Below are 20,466 nucleotides of genomic sequence, written 5' to 3'. Positions count from 1 at the left end.
CCGTCACCGTCAGCCGCTACTCCAGGACCGGGTCCAGTCCCAGGGCCCGGTCCTGTTCCGCCTCCGCCTCACGGCGCATCAGGCGGTACCACATGAAGACGACGAAGCCGCCGAAGACGAACCACTCCAGCGTGTAGCCCAGGTTCTGGAACGCGCGCAGGGTGAGACCGTCCCCGCCCTGCGGCTGCACGGTCGGTACGGGGGTCAGCCCGGCGGGCGCCTCGTCGGCGGCCACCCAGCCGTCGTACCAGCCGTCGTACTCCAGCACGTTCAGCAGCGAGGCCCGGTTGATCATGCCGAGCTGCCCGGCCGGCAGGCCGCCGGCCACCGCGCCGTTGCTGCCCACGGCCTCGTTGGCCTGCAGCCGCCCGGACAGCGTCACCGATCCGTCCGGCGGCGGCCCGACGGCGGTCGCCCCGGCGGCCCCCGTGCCCGGCGCCCCGGGCGCCCACCCGCGCACCACGGCCACGGCGTGCCCGTCGGCGGTGCGCAGCGGGGTGAGCACGTAGTAGCCCTGCTTGCCGTCCACCACCCGGTTGGGGACGAGGAGCTGGTGCTCGGTGTCGTAGCTGCCGGTGACGGTGACGGACTTGCCGACGGTCTCCGTGGTCACCTGCGGCGTCACCTGGTTGAGCAGGGCGTCGATCGGCCTGGCGTCACCCGATGCGGCGAGCGCCTGCTTGGTCTCGTTGTGCGTGGACACCCGGTCCTCGAACCGACCGAGCTGCCAGGAGCCCAGCCACACGCACACCGCCACGGCCGCCACGGCCAGAGCAGTGCCGCCCAGCCAGCGCGGAGTCAGGAGGAACCGGTACACACCCCCCACGGTAACCACTCCTCACACCCGTCCGGCCCCCGGGCCCGGCCCTGGCCCCGTCGGCCCACCCCGTCGGCCCGCCCCTTCGCCCTGCCCCGGACACGCCGGCCCGGCGGGGGCGAAGGCCCCTCACCCCGCCGAAGGCGAGCCCGACGGCTGCGGCACCGCACCCGGCACCGCCTGCACACCGCCCCGGTACAGCGTCCCGCTGCAGGCCAGCGGCAGCGTCGCCGTGGCGGCGGTGGGGCTGCCCGGGGCGGGGGTGTGGGCGATGGTGGCGGTGGGAGCCGGACCGGTGGGGTCGGTGGTCGGGGTGGCGGTGGGGCTGGGGGCCGAGGTGGGGCCCGCCGAGGGGGACGAGGTGGCCTGCGGGTTGGAGCTGGGGGCGGCGGAGGCGCCGGAGACCGGCCCGCCCGAGGCCGCGGGGACCTGCGTGGTCAGGGACACCCGGTTGCCGCCGGTCGGGGCGCTGGTGGCGCTGCCCGCCACGGTGCAGCTCGGGTCGGGGATCCAGGCGAACGGCAGCCGGTAGCCGCCCTGCGGGGCGAGCACCGGCGGTTCGGCGTCCATGGCGGTCAGGCCGCCGGCCGGATCGCCCGGGGAGTGGTCGGCGGTGCGGATGCGGTTGCGGTCGCCGCCGCTGACGCCGGTGACGGCGACCGCACCGGGCCCGCCGAGGCGGCAGCTGTGCCCGGAGACGTTGTAGACGGTGAACGAGCCGAAGATCCGTCCCGCCGCGTCGGCCGCACCGACCTGCGCGGCGCCGTCGCCGAGGTCGGTGCGGGTGCAGAGCGGGATGATGCCGCCGTCGCCGGCCCCGGAGGTCCCGGTGGGCGGGACGGTGCCGTCGGTGCGCGTGGCCCCGGTGCCGGGAGTGCGGGAGGCGGCGGCCGTGCCGGCGGCGGGCGAGGCGTCCCCGGTGCCGCTCGGGCCGGTGCGCGGAGCGCTGCCGGTGCCGGTGGCGCCGACGACGGCGCCGCTGGGGGCGGTGGCGGCCGGGCTCTTGGCGTCGGCCGAGCCGGGGCCGCCGGAGAGTCCGAGGTGCTCGCCCTCGTGCAGGACGGGCAGGGCGATCGCGACGGCGAACGCGAGGGCGGCTGCGCCGGTCCAGGCTCCGCGCCGGGCGGTCCGCCGGCGGGGTACGGCCCGGCGGATCCGGGGCAGTCCGGCGGCCGAGGGTTGGATCCCGGCGACGGCGTGGTGCATCAGTTCCCGCACCGCCCGCTCGTCGGGCGACAGCTCGACCGGTCCCGAGAGCTCCGCGGCCCCTGCCGAGAGCCCTGCGGCCCGTCCCGAGGCCCCTGCGGCCCGTCCCGAGAGCTCCGCGACCGCCGAGGTCACCGACCCCGTCGGGGAAACCGACGCCGCCGGGGCGGCCTGAGCGGCCGGGCAGGCCGCCGGTGCGCCCGGGCCCTCGGACGGTACGCCGTCCGTCCCCCGTCGCCCGCCGCCCGCCGCCGCCTCAGCCATGACCGGCCTCCATCTGCGCGCGCAGGGCGGCGAGTCCGCGCGATCCGTAGGCCTTCACCGAGCCGAGCGAGATGCCCAGGGTGTCGGCGACCTGCGCCTCCGTCATGTCCACGAAGTAACGGAGCACCAGAACCTCCCGCTGACGGCGTTGCAGACCACGCAGCGCGGCCTTCAACTGGTCGCGCTCCAGGGCATCGTAGGCACCTTCTTCTGCACTGGCCATGTCAGGCATGGGCTTCTGCAGCAGCCTCAGACCGAGGATCCGGCGGCGCAGTGTGGAGCGGGACAGGTTGACGACCGTCTGCCGCAGGTAGGCCAGGGTCTTCTCGGGCTCGCGGACCCGGCGCCGGGCGGCGTGCACCCGGATGAACGCCTCCTGGACGACGTCCTCGCAGGTCGAGAGGTCGTCCAGGAGCAGCGCGGCGAGCCGCAGCAGCGAGCGGTAGTGCGCCTGGTAGGTCTCGGTGAGCAGGTCCTCGCTGGTACCCGCGTCGGTACCGGCGCCGGAGTCCGCCGCACCGGGTGCGGCCGCCGTCATCTGGTCGTCTTCCGGCCTACTCGCAGGCCACGGGGCGCGCGAGGGGAACGACACCGCGGCCCTCGCCGGGATGCCCGCCCTTGCCCCCACCATCACGTTCGCCACGCCCGTTGGACACTCGATCCCCTGTCATGGTTGCCCGGCCCGGGGACCATTCTTCCGCATGGGCGGAAGAGGCCTCCAGGGGATTCCCTCGGGATTCCGGACAGATTGTGTCGAGGAGCGGACACAGGTATGGACACAGGTGCGTCCATAAGCGGGCAGATCGGAAGCGGCGTCAGGGTTCGACGTCCTGCTCCACCGTCAGTTCACCCGCCACCAACTCGGCGATCTGCACCAGGTTGAGCGCCGCCCCCTTGCGCAGGTTGTCCCCGCAGAGGAACAGGTCCAGCGCGTCCGGCTCGTCCAGGGCCCGGCGCACCCGCCCGACCCAGACCGGGTCGGTCCCGACCACGTCGTTCGGCGTCGGGAACTCGCCCGCCGCCGGGTCGTCGTAGAGGACCACGCCGGGCGCGTCCCGCAGGATCTCCTGCGCGTGCTCCTGGGTGACCTCCCGTTCGAACCGCGCGTGCACGGCCAGCGCGTGGGTGCGGACGACCGGGATGTGGACGCAGGTCGCGGAGACCTTCAGGGCGGGCAGGCCGAGGATCTTGCGGGACTCGTCGCGGATGCCCAGTTCCTCGGCGGCCCAGCCGCCCTCGCGCAGTCCGCCGGTCCAGGGCACGGCGTTGAGTGCGAGCGGGGCGGCGAACGGCCCGTGGTCGGCGATCACCGCGCGCAGGTCGCCGGTCTGCCGGCCGACATCCGTGCCCGCCACCAGCGCGGTCTGCTCCCGCAGGGCCGCCTCCCCGGCGCGGCCCTCGCCGTCGGCGGCCTGGTAGGAGGCGACCACGAGCTGGGCCAGCCCGTACTCGGCGTGCAGTGCGCCGACCGCCGCGATCATCGCCAGGGTGGTGCTGGCCGGGCTGGCGACGATGCCGCGCGGGCGGATCCGCAGGGCGGCCGCGTTCACCTCGGGAACGACCAGCGGCACGTCCTCGGCGGTGCGGAAGGCGGCGGAGTCGTCGACCACCACGACGCCCTTGGCCGCCGCGATCGGCGCCCACTGGGCGGAGACCGCGTCCGGGACGGCGAACACGGCGACGTCGATCCCGCTGAAGGCCTCCTCGGTCAGCGGGACGACCTCGACGGCCTCGCCGCGCACGACCGGCTTGCGCCCGGCCGAGCGCGGGGAGGCGACGAGTCGGACCTCGCCCCAGACGTCCTGACGGAGCGAGAGCAGGCCGAGCAGCACCTCGCCGACCGCGCCGGTGGCGCCGACGACGGCGAGGTTCGGCCGCCGGGTCATCGCCCGGTGCTCCCGCTCCGCTCCCGGGTCATCGCCCGGTGCCGCCGTAGACGACGGCCTCGTCCGTCTCGCTGTCCAGGCCGAAGGCGCTGTGCACGGCGCGGACGGCCTCCGGCACGTCATCGGCGCGGGTGACCACCGAGATGCGGATCTCCGAGGTGGAGATCAGCTCGATGTTGACGCCCGCGGCGGACAGCGCCTCGAAGAAGGTCGCGGTGACGCCCGGGTTGGAGCGCATGCCTGCGCCGACGAGCGAGATCTTGCCGATCGCGTCGTCGTAGCGCAGCGACTCGTAGCCGATGCCCTCCTTGACCCGGCCGAGCGCGTCGATGGCCTTCTGGCCCTCGGTCTTGGGCAGGGTGAAGGAGATGTCGGTCAGGCCGGTCGACGCGGCGGAGACGTTCTGCACCACCATGTCGATGTTGACCTCGGCGTCGGCGATGGCGCGGAAGATCCGGGCGGCCTCGCCCGGCTTGTCGGGCACGCCGACGACGGTCACCTTGGCCTCGGAGGTGTCGTGGGCGACTCCGGAGATGATGGCCTGCTCCATCTCGCCCCCTTCGGGCTTGTTCGGGTTGTCGTTGCTGACGATCGTCCCGGGGAGACCCGAGAAGGACGAGCGTACGTGAATCGGGATGTTGTAGCGCCGGGCGTACTCCACACAGCGGTCGAGCAGCACCTTGGAGCCGGAGGACGCCAGCTCCAGCATGTCCTCGTAGGCGATCCAGTCGATCTTGCGGGCCTTCTTCACCACGCGCGGGTCGGCGGTGAACACGCCGTCCACGTCGGTGTAGATCTCGCAGACCTCGGCCTTGAGGGCGGCGGCGAGGGCGACGGCGGTGGTGTCCGAGCCGCCCCGGCCCAGCGTGGTGATGTCCTTGCTGGACTGGGACACGCCCTGGAAGCCGGCCACGATCGCGATGTTGCCCTGGTCCAGGGCGGTGCGGATGCGGCCCGGCGTCACGTCGATGATGCGCGCCTTGTTGTGGACGGAGTCGGTGATGACGCCGGCCTGACTGCCCGTGAAGGACTGGGCCTCGTGACCCAGGGATTTGATCGCCATGGCCAGCAGCGCCATGGAGATGCGCTCCCCGGCGGTCAGCAGCATGTCGAACTCACGGCCGGCAGGGATCGGTGACACCTGCTCCGCGAGTTCGATGAGCTCGTCCGTCGTGTCGCCCATCGCGGACACCACGACGACGACCTCATGGCCGGCCTTCTTGGCGTCAACGATTCGACGGGCCACGCGCTTGATGCCCTCGGCATCCGCAACGGATGAGCCGCCGTACTTCTGCACGACAAGGCCCACGTGCGCTCCTCGACTCGTGTCGTCTTCCGGGGGCTCCGGGCCCCCGCACCCCCCGGGGGGAGGGGGGTGTGCGGTCGGCGCCAGTCTACCGAGCAGGGGTGCTCCGACCGGCGCTTTCCATATGATGAGACACCTGTTTCAGCAGGTGACCGGCGGGGTGGGTGGCCGGACAGGCAGGTCTGCGGGCGATCCGGTACGGGCCCGGAGAAACGCGGATCCGCGGACGGCGATCCGGCCGGATTTCCTTTCCGGGCGGATCGCTGAGGCATTCGTCACAATCGACGCCACCCGCCCCGGCCCGGCCCTTCCGTCCGCTCGCGGCCTCACCGCCGCACCTCCTCGGCACCGCGCTCCGTCCGCGCCTCACCGGTTCAGCGCCTCACCCGTTCAGCGCTGGAGCCCCAGCTCGGCCGCCATCAGGTCGCCCGCCTGCTGCTCCAGCTGCTCGTCGGTGAGCCCGTCGTCGTCGGTGTCCGCACCGTCGAGCGCGGCGCCCATCGGGCTGTCCAGCCGGACGTGCGCGATCAACGACTGCAGCGCCCGCAGCACCGCGGTGCAGGTCGTGCCCCAGTTGGAGAGGTACGAGAACTGCCACCACCACAGCGCCTCGCTGACCCGGCCCTCGCGGTAGTGCGTCAGCCCGTGCTGGAGCTCGCTGACCACACCGGCCAGGTCGTCCGAGATCCGGAAGGCGTTGGGCTTCTCCGGCGGGCCGTACGGGTCGAAGACCTCGTGGTAGACGTCGATCGGCGCGAGCAGCTCGGCCAGCCGCTCGCGCAGCTGCTCGCCGTCCGGCTCCGGACCGGCGTCGGGCTCGAAGCGGTCCTCCGGGACGACGTCCTCGATGGCGCCCAGCCGGCCGCCGGCCAGCAGCAGCTGCGAGACCTCCAGGAGCAGCAGCGAGACCGCGCTGCCCGGCTCGTCGCCCTTGGCGACCTCGGTGACGGCGAGCACGAAGCTCTCCACCGAGTCGGCGATCTGCACGGCGAAGTCGTCCGGCTCCGAGCCGTGGGCGTGGGTGTGCTGCGGGTTGATCGTCCGGTCAGACATCGAGCAGTCGTCTCCCTTCGAAGGCGCGGCCGAGGGTGACCTCGTCCGCGTACTCCAGATCCCCGCCGACGGGCAGGCCGCTCGCCAGACGGGTCACCTTCAGGCCCATCGGCTTGCAGAGCCGGGCCAGGTAGGTGGCGGTCGCCTCCCCCTCCAGGTTGGGGTCGGTGGCCAGGATCAGCTCGGTGACCGTGCCGTCCGCGAGGCGCGACAGCAGCTCGCGGATGCGCAGGTCGTCCGGGCCGACGCCCTCGATGGGGCTGATCGCGCCGCCCAGCACGTGGTAGCGGCCGCGGAACTCACGGGTGCGCTCGATGGCGACGACGTCCTTGGGCTCCTCGACCACGCAGATGACGGCGAGGTCGCGGCGGGGGTCCAGACAGACCCGGCACTGCTCGGCCTCCGCGACGTTGCCGCAGACCACGCAGAAGCGGACCTTGTCCTTGACCTCCAGCAGCGCGTGCGCGAGTCGGCGCACGTCCGTCGGGTCGGCCTGCAGCACGTGGAAGGCGATCCGCTGGGCGCTCTTGGGCCCGACGCCGGGCAGCCTGCCCAGTTCGTCGATCAGGTCCTGAACCACGCCCTCGTACAACGTCGCGCCTTCCTTCGGATGGTCGGTGGTGCTCCGGTGCCATCATCCAACGAATCGGGCGTCGGACACAGCGCCCGACGCCCGACTCCCACATAAATCACATGGGTCTGTCGTCTGAACTTCAGACCCTTCCGGCCCGGTCACTCAGAGCAGCGGGGCCGGAACGGCAGGCTCGGAGCGGTGAGCCCGAAGCGGTGAGCCCGGAGTCCGGGCTCGGAGCAGTGGGCTCGGAGCAGTGGGCTCAGAACGGCAGACCGGGGATGCCGCCGCCGAGGCCCTGGGTCAGCGGGCCCATGCGCTCGGCCTGCATCTTCTGCGCCGTCTGGTTCGCGTCCCGGACCGCAGCCAGGATCAGGTCGGCCAGGGTCTCGGTGTCCTCCGGGTCGACCGCGGCCGGGGCGATGGTCAGCGCCACCAGCTCACCGGCGCCGGTCACCGTCGCCTCGACCAGGCCGCCGCCCGCCGAACCGTTCACCTTCGCCTCGGCCAGCTCCTGCTGGGCCTTCGCGAGATCCTGCTGCATCTTCTGCGCCTGCTTCAGCAGCTGCTGCATGTTGGGCTGGCCACCACCGGGGAACACGGCTCTCTCCTTGCTGTCACGGCTGTCTGCGGTGAGTCGTACGTCACCGCCGAGCCTACGTGCTGCGTCCTGCTCGGGTGCCTCGACGGCTCGGCTGCCCCCGCGGCCCGGCTGCTTCGGCGACTCAGCCGGCTCGGCGGCCAGGGTGCCCGGCGGCTCAGCCGCCCCGGTGGTGGATCTCCTCCAGCACCGTCGCACCCAGCTCGCGGATGATCAGCTCCTGGCCGGAGAACGCCTCCTCGTTGAGGTCCGGGTCGTCCTCCTCCGGGATGTCGTCCTCCGGGGCCACCGACTGCACCGGGCGGGTCGGCGGAACCGCGGCGGGCGGCGGGGCCTGCACGGGGGCCGACCGCACGGGCGGAGCCTGCACCGGCGCGGGCGCCACCACGGGCGCCGGAGCGGGCGCCGTCACTGCCGGCGCGGCGGCGGCCGGACGAGCCGGGGCTCCCCAGCCCCCACCGCCCTGGGCGCCCCCGGGAGCACCACCGCTCGGGGCGGCCCCGGCACCGCCGGACGGGTCGACGATGCACTCGATCCGCCAGTCCACGCCGAGCGCGTCGGCCAGCGCGGCGCGCAGCACGTCGTCGCTGTTGCTGCCGACGAAGCTGTCCCGGGCGCCGGCGTTGATGAACGACACCTGGAGCACACTGCCGTCGAACCCGGCCACCTGGCCGTTCTGGCTGAGCAGGATCCAGGTGAAGCGGCGGCGGTTCTTCACCGCCTCCAGGATCTGCGGCCACAGCTGCCGGACCTGCGCCGCGCCCTGCTGCGCGGAGGCCGACGGCTGCCCGCCGGGAACCGCCGCCACGGGGGCGGGGGCCGGCGCGGGCACCGGAGCAGCGGCCGGAGCCGGGACCGGCGCGGCCTGCGGCTGCGGCTCGGCGGGAGCCACCGGCGCGGCGGGAGCCTGGGCGGGGGCACCGCCACCGGCGGGCGGGAAGCTGCGCGGGATCGGCCACGCCCCTGGCGCGGGCCCGGCGGGCGCGGCGGGCGCGGCCGCGGGCGGCGGAGCCTGCACCGGCGCCGCCACGGGCCCGGCCTGCACGGGAGCCGCCACCGGCGCCTCCATCGCGGGCGCGGCGGCGGGTACGGCCGCCGGCACGCCCGGCGGAGCCGCCCCGGCTACCGCTCCCGGTACCGCCATCGGCGCGGCGAACCCGCCCGCCGTCGCCCGCCGCTCCAGCTTGTCCAGGCGCGCCTGCAGCGACAGCTCGTCGCTGTACGCGCCGGGCAGCATCACCCGGGCGCAGATCAGCTCCAGCTGCAGCCTCGGCGCCGCGTTGCCGCGCATCTCGGTGAGCCCGGTGTTGACGATGTCCGCGGCCCGGCTCAGCTCGGCCGCGCCGAACGCGTCGGCCTGTGCCTGCATCACCGCGACCCGGTCGGCCGGGGCGTCGATCAGCCCCTTCTCCCCGGCGTCCGGCACGGTGGCCAGGATCACCAGGTCGCGCAGCCGCTCCAGCAGGTCGGTGACGAAGCGGCGCGGGTCGTGCCCGCCCTCGACCACCCGGTCGATCACCTGGAACACCGTCGCCCCGTCGTGCGCGGCGAAGGCGTCCACCACCTCGTCCAGCAGCGCGGAGTCGGTGTACCCGAGCAGCGCGGTCGCCATCTGGTACGTCACGCCGCCCTCGGCGGCCCCGGCCAGCAGCTGGTCCATGACCGACATCGAGTCACGCACCGAGCCCGCCCCGGCCCGGACCACCAGCGGGAACACCGAGTCCTCGACCTGGATGCCCTCGCGGCCGCAGACCTCCGCGAGGTAGTCGCGCAGCGTGCCGGGCGGGACCAGCCGGAACGGGTAGTGGTGCGTCCGGGACCGGATCGTCCCGATGACCTTCTCCGGCTCCGTGGTCGCGAAGATGAACTTGAGGTGCTCCGGCGGCTCCTCGACCACCTTGAGCAGCGCGTTGAAGCCGGCCGAGGTCACCATGTGCGCCTCGTCCAGGATGAAGATCTTGTACCGGCTGTGCACCGGCGCGAAGAAGGCCCGCTCGCGCAGCTCGCGCGCGTCGTCCACACCACCGTGCGAGGCGGCGTCGATCTCGATCACGTCGATCGAGCCGGGCCCGCCGGTCGCGAGGTCCCGGCAGGACTGGCACTCCCCGCAGGGCGTGGGCGTCGGCCCCTGCTCGCAGTTGAGACAGCGGGCCAGGATGCGCGCACTCGTCGTCTTGCCACAGCCTCGCGGCCCGCTGAACAGGTACGCGTGGTTGACCCTGTTGTTGCGCAGGGCCTGCTGGAGCGGAGCGGTCACGTGCTCCTGCCCGATGACCTCCGCGAAGGTCTCGGGGCGGTAGCGGCGGTACAGGGCTAGGGACACACCACCGACGATATCGGGACGGACCGACAAACGCGTCGCCCCGCACCCCACGACCCCGCGCCCACGGGCCCGGGGAACGCAAAGACCCCCCGTGCACCCGCCAGAGCCCTCCTACCCTTGCTGCCTTCCGGCCCTGGGGGGGTTCAGAGAGATGACGCCACACGAGGGGCTGACCCCCACACTACCGGATTCCGGCCCCGACGATCCACAGGCCACCCCCACCCCCCGGCCTGCGGGATAGGTGGTCGCGACCACCCCGAAACATGTACTAAGCTCTCCCTCGGAGGATTCGCCTAGAGGCCTAGGGCGCACGCTTGGAAAGCGTGTTGGGGGCAACCCCTCACGAGTTCGAATCTCGTATCCTCCGCCTCTGCCCACCTGGGCAAACGAAGGCCCGGACCGCTCAGCGGTCCGGGCCTTCGTCGTCTCGTGGTTGCAGTTTTGGTTGCAGTTGCCGGGATCCACCGGATGGGGCGGCCGCACGACCGCATCCGACTGACGGCCTCTCTGACCGAGCCATCGCATTCGCGCCCGCTGGGAACCACTCCTCTGGCAGGGTGCAATCCATGGCCGTGTCCGAAAAGACCCGCAAGATCATCTGGTGTGAAGCAGGCGGCAGGTGCGCGATCTGCCGGGCGCAGGTGGTGACACCCGGGACTGACTGCGACGACCCCTCGGTCTTCGGCGAGGAGGCCCACATAGTCGCCCGCTCGAAGGGCGGACCGAGAGCCGGCTTGCTGGACGACGCATCCATCGACAGCCATACGAACATGGTCCTGCTGTGTAGCAAGCATCACAAGCAAATCGATGACCAGCCAGGCCACTTCACGGTGGATCGACTGCGCGAGATCAAGGCCAAGCACGCCGCATGGATGCGCTCGCTCGGCGAGACAACGCCAGGCCGGCTGAAGTTGGTGCCCGACCCAGAGTTCCCGCAACCTCGGATCCTGAAGCTGATCACCCGCGGCAACCCGTTGTGGAACATGATCAAGTCCAGCGTCACCTTCGAGTACGCGCTGCCAGACGGTCTCCCCGAGGAGGATGAAGACCTCATTCTGGAGTTCCTGGACGCGGTCCAGGACTACTGCGACATCGCAGCCGGGCTGCACAGTGTGCGCGAGAACCGCGACGCCGAGAAGGGGTTGCAGAGCTACCTGAGCAGACTCGCCGAGCACAACTTCCTGGTGGGCGCCTTCGTACGCCACATGCTCTTGATCGATGGCTCCGGTCAGGAGGGCACGCCCTGGCCCATGCTCCGCGTCGAGGTCCAGCCAGCTTCGCACGCCACGATCACGGACGGGAGCGGTAGGCCCTATCCCAACAAGCAGCCGAGCACGGGAGTACCTGACGAGGAGCAGAGCGCATGACTGAGCGAACGATCTACCTCGACCCCGATCGACGCGACCCCGGCTCTCGGAAGATCAATGTCCGGGCCCACCGTTGGTACGCCACGGTCGAACTCGACCGCGATGGGTACGTCGATGCCTTGAACTGGCGGGGAGACACCCCAGATCTACCCGCCACCTATACAGAGGCCGTTGCCAGGGCGCAGAACACTTCCGTCGATCGACTCAGGTACGACGGGTACCTGGGCATGCTCTCGTGGAGCAGCGGACCAGGTTGGGTCAGTCTGACTGTTCCCTTCGCCCAGGTTGGAGCGGCAGCCGAAGCACTGCGCGATGCCGAGCTCAACCACGACTACAGCGGACTTCACGCCCTCGCCGACCGACTGGCACTTCCCATCGAGGACTGGCTCGCCCCCGGCGAGCGGGAACTGGTCCGCGGCGTCGACTTTTCCGCACCACCTGGCGTGTTTCTGCGGTTCCTGCGCGGCAAGGCCAAGCGGCACGGAGTACGCCGCAACGGTCGGGCAGCCCCAGGCAGTGTGTGGGTTCGCCCGACACTGCCGCTCGCCGAGAAGCAAAAGCGGGAGCTGTTTCCCGAGCAGCACCCCGACTGGGTGGACCGATGGACCGGATATGTCGAGCCAGAGGACGCGCCTGACCGGCCATGGGTGGGTAGCAGAGGACAGAACCTCAGTTACCGCGCGGCCCCTGTCCAATTCCGGCATGTACAGACGCCGAGTGGCAGCAAATGCCCCTGCGGATTGGCCCTGCGAGCTCCTGAGGACGGCGGGAATGAACACGCCGCCCACCATGCGATGTGGGCGATCGGCGTTCGGGCACCCAAGAACCTGGAGTGGTGGGGCGACCTGGCGGTGGTGACGACCGAATCGCCGATCGCCTGGCGGAAGCTGACCTACCAGGTGGGGCGGATGCCTCAGAGAGAGAACGGCTACGACGTCAACTCGTGGTCGCACCTTGGTGAACCTGAGCAGACCCCAGACAACGTACGCGCATACCTGCTGCAGGCCAACGGATACGTCATCGGCTACCTGACGACCCACGACGTCAGCGAGCACCGCCGCTGGGACCTGCTCGACGAGTCGGAGTACGGCGACCAGGACGACACCCTACGTCCGTGCATCGACCTGATCTGGGTGGCAGACTCCTACCGCCAAAAGGGCGTTGGCGCAACGCTCGTACAAACCCTCGCAGACGACTCCGGGTGCGCGGCCACCGATGTGTCCTGGTCGACTCCAGTCAGCGACGCTGGTCGGCGCCTCGCACGCCGGATCTCACCCGAGGGCATCTGGGTCAGCTGACCTCGCAAGCGACATCCCGGTGACAGGCCCCGGCGGGAGCGGCGACTCCGCGCCAGCGACCGTGCCGCGCGGTCTGCGATAACGCCAAACGGACCGAAGCGGAGCCGTGCCCTCCACTGGACATCAGCCAAGGGCACGGCTCCGCTTGGGTCGGCTCTATTCAGTCCTCCCGGAGACACCAGACCAGAGCAAGCCGCCGATCTTGTTGGCGGTGTCCTTGAGGATGGGGCCCGTCAGGTGCTGGTACCGCCGTCGCATCCGAGCGGACTTGCCAGGCTCCCACCCCATGATCGCGTCGGGGGCGCCCAGGATCAGCAGGACGGTCGCGGCAGTGTGCCGGGCATCGTGAAGCCGCCCATCGCGGACGTTCGCCGCCTTTAGGAGGTCCTTCCACCGGTGGTAGTCGGTGTTGGGGTTCAGCGGCTGGCCAGTCGGAGAGGTGAAGACGTACCCCTTCTCCTCCCACAGGTCGCGGGCGAGCCGCCGCTCTCGGTCCTGCTCGACCTTGTGCCGCACAAGCAGCTTCATCAGCTCGTCGGGGACACCGATCGGGCGCCTGCCCGCCCGGGACTTGGTGTCCTTGGTCTCGCGACGGATGCTGATCTTCTGCGGGCAGTAGCCCGGCTTACGCCCGCATCGGTCACCACAACCATGCTGGTAGCGGGGCCGCAACCGTCCACGCCGCACGCGGATGACGCTGGCTTCGAAGTCGACGTCGGTCCATTGCAGGCCCAGCACCTCGCCCTGCCGCAGGCCGAGGGCCAGGGCGATCACCCACCGGGCGGCATTCCGCTGGCGCTCCGCTTCGAGGAGAAGCCGCTGCACCTCCTCGACCGAGTACGGCTCGACTTCCTCTTCCTCCAACCGCGGGGCCTTGGCGATCGTCGCCGGGTTCTCGGTGATGTGCCGACGTCGCTTCGCCTCGTTGAGCGCCGCGCGCAATGTGCGGTGAACCTGGTGCGCGGTGCCGGCGGCACTGCCGTTGTCCCGCATTTTCTTGTAGAAGCGCTCCAGGTGCTCTGGCTCCAACTTCTCGAGGCGGTGAGCGCCGAGGCCGGGAATGAGATGGTGATTCACGGCTACGCGGTAGCCGTCGATGGTGTTCTCGGAGACGTGCAGAGCGGCGATGTTCTCGACCCAGTGGGTGAGCCAGGTCTTGACCGTCCAGGTCTGACCGGCTTTTCGCACCGCGCCGGAGTCGCGCTGACGTTCCAGCTCTCGGACCGCCTTGGTGACGTCACCTCGTGTCTTACGGGTGACGTGACGGCGGTCAGGACGACCGTCGTCCTTGACACCGACAGTGACGTAGCCGTGCCAACGGCCGTCCTTGGCCTGGTGGATGGATGAGGCTCCGTTGGGCTGACGGGAGTTCGTCATGTCCGCTCCCTTAGGCCGCAAGGTCGAGGCCGGCGGCGCGGAGGCGCTTCGCGAGGAACGCGCCCACCGCCTCGGCGGGTATCCGGCGGAGACTTCCGATCTTCACGGAGGGAATCTCGCCGGAGGCGACGAACTCGTACATCTTCGTACGCCCGATACCGAGTCGGCGGGCAGCTTCCTCGACTGTGAGCGCGACCAGAGTGGGGTCAGCCGCAGAACTGTCCTGATCAGCGATCAGGCGGAGGAGTACGTTCTCGGTGGTACCGAGGGCATGAGCCACTTGGGAAAGCTCGAACGGTGTTTCGGACATGGGTGTCCTATCCCAGCGGCGCTTTCGGCTATGCGCCGCCGTTGTCGATGTTCCAGGGATGGGCGATTGGGTTCGGGTCCGTACAGCACCCCCGGCGTTCGTAGCACCGAGGGACTGCGGAGGGCATGGCTGATGAGGGTTCACGGGCTGGCGAAGCCTGTGTTCGGACCGGCGGGACGGGACGTTAGCCGCAGATTCCGGCCGCACCAAACCGCCGGTCACCCGGCATGATTCCGGTCATCATCGGATCGGCGAAGGGACTGACGTGCGGAACCAGCGGCATGCAGCAGGCGCTCTCGGGCGGCCGGAGCATGCCCTAGGGTGCTCTGGCTATGCCTCGGTTCCCGGGTCGGCAAGACCCTCAGCGCCGGGCGAGCCGGGCGGGAAGTTCGGCGAGCGGTAGTCGTCACCGACCGCATCCGTCACGACCCGAGTGATCATCGCTCTGATGAGCTCTTCGAGGTTCGGGTGGGCACGGCCGTAGGAGTCGAGCGCCTCGCGGGCGCGGTCCATCTCCTTGCGGGCGGCGACCGATTTCTGCCAGCTCTCGGCGAACTCGGCCAGCAGCCGCTTCACGTGGGCGTTGGCGGCGATCTCGGGCGGTCCGACCAGGTTGTCCAGGGAGATGTCGAAGACCTTGGCAAAGCCGATGGCCTCGTCCAGGTTGACCCTACGGCGCGGCTCGCCGCTCTCGATGCGCCACACCGCCGACTGGTTGAGCGGGTAGCCGGCCTCGGTCAGGCGATCGGCGAGCGTGGCGGTACTCCACCCACGCGCCTCGCGCTCCATCTTGATCCGCCGGGCGACGTTCTCCTCCCCTTCCAGCCGTTGTCGCCGGTCCTCGTCAGCCACGGTCAACCCTCCATGCATCGTCGTTAAGCCCATTTGCAATGCGTCGAGCACGACGTTAACGTGATGCAAAGCGAAACGCAACTAAGCCGAACCGCATCGCGATGCCGGGCCAGCCACCCCGCGTCGCGACAACACAAAGGCCCCCGGCGCTACGAACGCCGAGGGCCGAAGCAGAACCTCGAAACCGCCCATCCCTGGAACAGTCGACAACGGAGGAACCGGGTAGCCGCCCAGCGCCTCCGAGTGAGGACACCGCTGTGGACAAGCCTACGGCCCCGCCGTCAAAGCCGTCATCCAACGACCGGCGACGGGGCGACGCGTCGAACGCTCACGCTGGCCCCGCCCTCGGGGAACCACCGCACAACGTCGACGCCGAACAGGCGGTCCTCGGTGCCTGCATGCTGAACCACCAGGCGGTGGAGAAGGTCCGCGGCGCTCTGGACGCGGGCGACTTCTACCGGCCCGCCCACGAGACCATCTGGCGCGCGATCCTGGCCCTGCGCGCCGAGGACGCGCCCACTGACCCCATCGCCCTCACCGACCACCTGCGGGGATCGGGAGATCTCTCCCGCATCGGGGGCGCGTCGTACCTCCACAAGCTCGTCGCCGTCGCGCCGCCCTCGGCCGACAACGCCGACCACTACGCGCAGATCGTGCGTCGTGACGCCCAACTGCGGACCCTGCATGCCACCGGCATCCGCACGGTCCAGCACGCGCTGACTCCGGGCGCCGACCCAGACGAGATCCGCACCACCGTCGAGGCCGAGATCCGCGCCGAGCGCGAACGCGCCCTGGCCTCCGGCAACAGCCGCCTGTCTCGCTACATCGTCAACGGCTGGGACTTCGTCACCAAAACCGGCGCGGACAAGGAACCTCTGTGGGGCACCCGCGAACAGACCGCCTGGGCCTCCGGCGAGAGCCTGATGATCGTCGGCGCGCCCGGCGTCGGCAAGACCACCATCGCCCACCAGGTCGTCCTCGCCCGCCTCGGCCTCCAAGCCGCCGTCCTCGACCTCCCCGTCGCAGAGGGAGAACGCGTCCTCTACCTCGCCATGGACCGCCCCCAGCAGATCGCCCGCGCCATGGCCCGCCGCATCCTGCCTGCCGACGAGGCCCACCTGCGCGACCGCCTCGCCGTGTGGCAAGGACCGCTCCCCGCCACCCTCGACAAGGAACCCGATCTCCTCGCCGAACTCGCCGCCGCCCACCACGCCGACACCATCGTCATCGACAGCCTCAAGGACGCGGTCAGCACCCTCGTGGACGACTCCCTGGCCGTCGCCTTCAACAACGCCCGCATGCGGGCCCTGCGCGCAGGCGTCCAGATCATGGAGCTCCACCACCAGCGCAAGGCCACCGCCGACGCGCCACGCGGCCAGCGCCCCACCCTGGACCGCGTGTACGGCTCGACCTGGCTGACCGCCGGAGCGGGCAGTGTCCTGTTCATCGCTGGAGAGGCCGGTGACCCGGCGGTCACCATTCACCACCTCAAGACCGTGACCGGCGAGATCGGCCCGCTACCAGTCGTCCACGACCACCAGCGCGGAACCACCTACGTCGAGCCGACCCTGGACCCGGTCACCCTCCTGCGCGCCGCCACAGACGGTCTGACCGCCCGTGACCTGGCGACTGCCCTGACCGGCGAGGCCAACCCCGACCGCGCCGACATCGAGAAGGCCCGCCGCCACCTTGACCGCCTGGTCAAGAGCGGGCTGGCGGTCAAGGCCGAAGGCACCGCCGGCGGCGCCGGGGGCGGCCAGCAGGCCCGTTACCGCCCCTCCGCCCGGCACATCACCGCCGTCTCCTGACAGCCGCCGCAGCGACAGGAGTGACCGGGGACAGCGCAGTGACCGAGTCTCCGGTCAGTCCGTCGTACTGACCGACCGCAGTGACCGGAGCTCCGGTCACCCCGGTGGCTGCGACCGACCGGACTGACCGGGGTGACCGCGTCGGCCAGCGGGCAGCGCCAACCGTCGCAACCAGCCCTCCGGTGAACAGGCAGACGATCGCCACCACGGGGCACCTGCCGGGCGTGGACCGCACACGGGACCGTCCACGCACGCCTTCCGCACAGGACCCTGCGAGAGCCGCTCACACCGTCCACGCTCGACGAAGAAACCGCAGGCAGAGCGATCACGAAGGCGTACACACCGTCCACGCGACCCAGCGTTCACGCGCGAGCCCCCCTCTAGAAGGGGGCTCGCGTGTACGCCCCGCCGTGAACGCCCTGCCTTCAAGCAGATTTCCGAGCTTCCACCGCACGCCGTAACGTCCCCTGACCTGCTCTGCATAAGGCCAGGAACAGCACTGCCAGCGCATCGGCAGCTCCTGGCCGCAAGAGATCACCTGTGACCGAACCCAAGTCAGACCACCGGAAACCGGAGCAAGTTGTGGGGTAAGTCATCCTTACCCCGGCCCGCTCCTGACGGAGCAAGTTGTCGCATAGGACGGTCTTACCGCCCGCCGCACGCATCTGCCCTCGCCCAGGGGTGCGAGGGCAGGTCCCGGAGTCAAGCGCCAGCGGGGAGATCGCGGAGGCGCTGCGCTGCCGGGCCCGCAGGAACAGATCCCCGGGGGCTCAGCTCTCGCGATCGGCGACGGCACCCAGCACGCCGTTCGGTGGCCACTCGTGCTCCAGGATCGAGTAGGTGATCGAGTCGCGCCAGGCGCCGTGGACGAAGACATGGTCGCGGATCCGCCCGTCCTCCGTCATGCCGGCCCTCAGCAGGGTGCGCGCGGAGGCCTCGTTGAGCGGGGAGCGGGCGGCCCAGATGCGGTGCAGGCCGAGGACGTTGAAGCCGAGGGCGCACAGCAGGTGGACGGTCTCCGTGCCAAGGCCCTTGCCCCACTCGGCGGGATGGAGGGCGAAGCCGATGGTGGCGGCCTGCTGGGGCTCGGTGGCCAGACGGGCGTAGCCGATCAGCTGGTGCTCGCCGAGCCGGGTGATGGCGAGGCAGTACTCGGTTCGTGGGGTGGCGTTCGCTGAGGCGATGGAGCGGGCGGTGATCGCCTGGACCTGGTCGCGGGTGCGGGGTTCGAAGCTGAGGTGCCGGGTGGCCTCGGGGTCGCCGTAGATGGCCAGGAGGGCGTCGGTGTCCTCGGGTTCGACTTCGCGCAGTGCCAGGCGGGGGCCGGCCAGGTGGACTGGGGTCATGGCTGCGGAGCCTATCCGTGGGGTCACCGGACGAGGACCGAGGTCGGGGTGGCGGTGAATGCCTCGATCTCTTGCTGCAGGTTGACGCCCACGATGCCGTTGCGACGGCCATCGGCACTCAGCGCGGCGTGGACGCGTTGAGCGCTGCTGACGATGCCGAAGTTCCGCTGCTCGATGGGGAGGTCGAGTACCGGGCGGACGGCCTCAACGGCACCTTCGACCTCGCCTCGGGCGATGCGGGCGAGGGCGAGGTCGGTCTGGGCGCCGGCCTCGTCGCCGAAGGCCCAGTCGTCCTCGGAGGCGTCGCGGTAGGCGGCGACGGCGGCCTCGGACTGGCTCTCGCCGAGTGCGGCGTCCTCGCCGAGCTGCACGGTGGCCTCGGCGACGTAGTAGAGCTGGCGGGGCACGGGGAAGGTCATGATGCCGCCGAAGGCGTCGAGGTCGTCGGGTTCGGCGGCCGCGCGGGCGTCCTCGGCCTGCTGGATGGCGGTGCGGGTGGCCTCGCCGTCGCCGAGGAGGGAGTGGGCGCGGGCGGAAAGGCAGGCCAGCCAGACGCTGGTGGTGCCGCGGACGTCGCCGGCCGCGCTCTGCCCGAGGGCGGCGTAGTCGGCGGCCTCGCCGGGGCGGCCCGCCCAGTAGGAGATGAGCGACTGGAGCGAGCGGACCCAGGCGCGCATGGCGTGGTGGTCGGCGTTGTCGGCGCAGACGAAGGCGGTGCGGGCCTGCATCATCGCCGCGTTCGGGTTGCCCAGGTCGTGGCTGGCCTTGGCGAGCATGCCGGAGGTGATCCCGGCGAGCAGGTACAGCTCCCGAGCCTGCAGCGGCTTGACGCGGCCGTGCTCCAGCAGCCGGAAGGTGAGGTCCTGGACCTCGACCAGGTCACCGAGCAGGGTCGGCAGCGCCAGCTTCGGGTAGGCGACGGTCAGCCGCCGTACCTCGTCGTGGATCTGTCCCAGGGTCTCCGGGCCGATGCTGCTACCCTCCGCCATCGCGGTGAACCGAAGTGCACGACGAGCCGCCATTGCGACCTGCCTTTCCAATTCCATCGTGCCCGCGTCGAAGCGGGTCTCGCTGCTGGACGGGCCGCCGGCAGGCGGCACCGCTGCCTGCTCGGATGGGAGAAGGACAGGGCCCGACCGTGGCGACGGGACGACGAACGAGCCGGCGACCGCAGGCGCCGGCAGGGAAGCGGCCGGTGCAGGCGCGAGGAGCACGTCGACGCTGACGCCGAACATCGCCTCCAGCACCCGGCACTGGTCCGGGTAGGGGCGAGTCTTCACCGCGCCGCCGTACCAGCGCTCGAACTGCCGCTTGGAGACCGACAGGCCCCGGAGCCGGGGGTCGTTTTCCTGCTCGGCGGCCGAGTTCGCCGTTGCCTCGAACCGAAGGCGGAAGGTCTCGTAGACCTGCCAGTGGCGCTGCAGCGTCAAGACCCTTAAGAGCGTGGGAGTTTCGGCCACCGCGGATCCCCTCCGTCCCCGTTCGTCTGCTCTGACGATAGCCGTGGCTGGTCCACAGGAAACCCGTCCGGAGGACTCTCAGGCCAGATGACGGCAGCCATGACGGTGGTCATGACGCACCACGTCGTCGACCACGCCAACCAGCGCCCGGCGACGACGCGGCCATGACGGCAGCGACGTCGTATCGATGCGTGGCCGCCCGCCGCCATGCTGACGGCACTTCGCAATCCGCGCACAGCTGACAGCGAAGAGTGAGATCGGGGCGGCTTGAAACACCTGCCGATCACCCCGTCCAGCACCACCGGCGCACCGACCCGCGGCCGGCAATGGGAGGGATCCGATGGACAACGTCACGACCCGACGAACGGCGGAAGCGCGGCCCTCGGCGGATAGCGAGGCGAGCGCAACTGCTGAAGAGGGCCGCGCCGCTCGCGTCAGGCGCCGTCCGGGTCTGACCATCCGCACGTTCAGGGTGGCGCAGGACGGCACCCGCTACGACGACTCCGGCGTGATCGCCGCCAACCCGGGCCCCGACGAGTACGTCGCCCGGATCGAGGTCTGGCCCGACTGCGCCTGCCCGCAGCACCGCGCTAACTGATTCGCCCACACTCCACGCTCACT

18 protein-coding genes, 1 tRNA gene and 1 other RNA gene are annotated in these 20,466 nt (G+C 71.1%); 5 read left to right on the top strand and 15 right to left on the bottom strand.

Annotated features, from left to right (window positions below; genetic code table 11):
- Positions 1 to 16: 16 nt before the first annotated feature.
- The 10 genes from ACZ7KX_RS11320 to ffs all read right to left on the bottom strand — a co-directional run bounded on the left by ACZ7KX_RS11320 (position 17) and on the right by ffs (position 10,201).
- Positions 17 to 817: an SURF1 family protein gene (locus ACZ7KX_RS11320; protein WP_470326238.1), complete on the bottom strand. Its 801-nt coding sequence runs from the start codon at positions 815 to 817 to the stop codon at positions 17 to 19.
- A gap of 129 nt (positions 818 to 946) precedes the next feature.
- A complete protein-coding gene (locus ACZ7KX_RS11315; RefSeq protein ID WP_470326237.1) occupies positions 947 to 2,035 on the bottom strand; it encodes a hypothetical protein in 1,089 nt (362 codons plus the stop codon).
- A gap of 244 nt (positions 2,036 to 2,279) precedes the next feature.
- The gene (locus ACZ7KX_RS11310; protein ID WP_350519763.1) at positions 2,280 to 2,825 is read right to left on the bottom strand and encodes a SigE family RNA polymerase sigma factor; all 546 of its coding nucleotides are present in this window, start codon (positions 2,823 to 2,825) and stop codon (positions 2,280 to 2,282) included.
- 277 nt (positions 2,826 to 3,102) lie between these two features.
- Positions 3,103 to 4,173 (bottom strand): aspartate-semialdehyde dehydrogenase, encoded by a 1,071-nt coding sequence (locus ACZ7KX_RS11305; RefSeq protein ID WP_470326236.1) that lies wholly within the window; start codon positions 4,171 to 4,173, stop codon positions 3,103 to 3,105.
- 28 nt (positions 4,174 to 4,201) lie between these two features.
- On the bottom strand, positions 4,202 to 5,482 hold the full coding sequence (locus ACZ7KX_RS11300) for an aspartate kinase (RefSeq protein WP_350519761.1): 1,281 nt from the start codon (positions 5,480 to 5,482) through the stop codon (positions 4,202 to 4,204).
- Positions 5,483 to 5,869: 387 nt separating this feature from the next.
- Complete coding sequence (locus tag ACZ7KX_RS11295) at positions 5,870 to 6,532, bottom strand: DUF5063 domain-containing protein (protein ID WP_470326235.1); 663 nt, start codon at positions 6,530 to 6,532, stop codon at positions 5,870 to 5,872.
- Positions 6,525 to 7,124 (bottom strand): recombination mediator RecR, encoded by a 600-nt coding sequence (gene recR, locus ACZ7KX_RS11290; protein WP_350575393.1) that lies wholly within the window; start codon positions 7,122 to 7,124, stop codon positions 6,525 to 6,527. Before recR ends, ACZ7KX_RS11295 begins: the two co-directional genes overlap by 8 nt.
- 241 nt (positions 7,125 to 7,365) lie before the next feature.
- Positions 7,366 to 7,704 (bottom strand): YbaB/EbfC family nucleoid-associated protein, encoded by a 339-nt coding sequence (locus ACZ7KX_RS11285; protein WP_148644036.1) that lies wholly within the window; start codon positions 7,702 to 7,704, stop codon positions 7,366 to 7,368.
- A 157-nt stretch (positions 7,705 to 7,861) separates the two neighbouring features.
- Positions 7,862 to 10,027 (bottom strand): DNA polymerase III subunit gamma and tau, encoded by a 2,166-nt coding sequence (locus ACZ7KX_RS11280; RefSeq protein WP_470326234.1) that lies wholly within the window; start codon positions 10,025 to 10,027, stop codon positions 7,862 to 7,864.
- A 77-nt stretch (positions 10,028 to 10,104) separates the two neighbouring features.
- Positions 10,105 to 10,201, bottom strand: an RNA gene (ffs, locus tag ACZ7KX_RS11275) — signal recognition particle sRNA small type.
- Positions 10,202 to 10,309: 108 nt separating this feature from the next.
- On the opposite strand from ffs, the gene ACZ7KX_RS11270 reads away from it, so the two are divergent.
- The 3 genes from ACZ7KX_RS11270 (at position 10,310) to ACZ7KX_RS11260 (ending at position 12,692) form a co-directional block, all read left to right on the top strand.
- A tRNA-Ser gene (locus ACZ7KX_RS11270) sits at positions 10,310 to 10,394 on the top strand.
- A gap of 199 nt (positions 10,395 to 10,593) precedes the next feature.
- On the top strand, positions 10,594 to 11,394 hold the full coding sequence (locus ACZ7KX_RS11265) for an HNH endonuclease (RefSeq protein ID WP_470326233.1): 801 nt from the start codon (positions 10,594 to 10,596) through the stop codon (positions 11,392 to 11,394).
- Positions 11,391 to 12,692 carry a GNAT family N-acetyltransferase gene (locus tag ACZ7KX_RS11260; RefSeq protein ID WP_470326232.1) on the top strand — a complete coding sequence of 434 codons (1,302 nt, stop codon included), beginning with the start codon at positions 11,391 to 11,393 and terminating at the stop codon, positions 12,690 to 12,692. Before ACZ7KX_RS11265 ends, ACZ7KX_RS11260 begins: the two co-directional genes overlap by 4 nt.
- A 156-nt stretch (positions 12,693 to 12,848) precedes the next feature.
- Here the strand turns inward: ACZ7KX_RS11260 and ACZ7KX_RS11255 are convergent, their stop codons facing one another.
- The 3 genes from ACZ7KX_RS11255 to ACZ7KX_RS11245 form a co-directional block, all read right to left on the bottom strand.
- Positions 12,849 to 14,069, bottom strand: coding sequence for a tyrosine-type recombinase/integrase (locus ACZ7KX_RS11255; RefSeq protein WP_470326231.1), 1,221 nt, complete (start codon positions 14,067 to 14,069; stop codon positions 12,849 to 12,851).
- Positions 14,070 to 14,079: 10 nt separating this feature from the next.
- Positions 14,080 to 14,379 (bottom strand): helix-turn-helix domain-containing protein, encoded by a 300-nt coding sequence (locus ACZ7KX_RS11250; RefSeq protein WP_470326230.1) that lies wholly within the window; start codon positions 14,377 to 14,379, stop codon positions 14,080 to 14,082.
- Positions 14,380 to 14,709: 330 nt separating this feature from the next.
- A complete protein-coding gene (locus ACZ7KX_RS11245) occupies positions 14,710 to 15,231 on the bottom strand; it encodes a helix-turn-helix domain-containing protein (protein WP_470326229.1) in 522 nt (173 codons plus the stop codon).
- A 257-nt stretch (positions 15,232 to 15,488) separates the two neighbouring features.
- Between ACZ7KX_RS11245 and ACZ7KX_RS11240 the strand changes: the two genes are divergently transcribed.
- Positions 15,489 to 17,039, top strand: coding sequence for a DnaB-like helicase N-terminal domain-containing protein (locus ACZ7KX_RS11240; RefSeq protein ID WP_470326228.1), 1,551 nt, complete (start codon positions 15,489 to 15,491; stop codon positions 17,037 to 17,039).
- 770 nt (positions 17,040 to 17,809) lie between these two features.
- Here ACZ7KX_RS11240 and ACZ7KX_RS11235 read toward each other — a convergent pair.
- Both ACZ7KX_RS11235 and ACZ7KX_RS11230 read right to left on the bottom strand, forming a co-directional pair.
- On the bottom strand, positions 17,810 to 18,385 hold the full coding sequence (locus ACZ7KX_RS11235; RefSeq protein ID WP_470326227.1) for a GNAT family N-acetyltransferase: 576 nt from the start codon (positions 18,383 to 18,385) through the stop codon (positions 17,810 to 17,812).
- A gap of 23 nt (positions 18,386 to 18,408) precedes the next feature.
- Positions 18,409 to 19,815 (bottom strand): hypothetical protein, encoded by a 1,407-nt coding sequence (locus tag ACZ7KX_RS11230; protein WP_470326226.1) that lies wholly within the window; start codon positions 19,813 to 19,815, stop codon positions 18,409 to 18,411.
- Positions 19,816 to 20,317: 502 nt separating this feature from the next.
- On the opposite strand from ACZ7KX_RS11230, the gene ACZ7KX_RS11225 reads away from it, so the two are divergent.
- Positions 20,318 to 20,443 (top strand): hypothetical protein, encoded by a 126-nt coding sequence (locus tag ACZ7KX_RS11225; protein WP_470326225.1) that lies wholly within the window; start codon positions 20,318 to 20,320, stop codon positions 20,441 to 20,443.
- Positions 20,444 to 20,466: the final 23 nt, after the last annotated feature.

This window comes from Kitasatospora sp. NPDC038210 (assembly GCF_055600605.1).
This window is presented reverse-complemented; position numbering and strand designations above follow the sequence as displayed.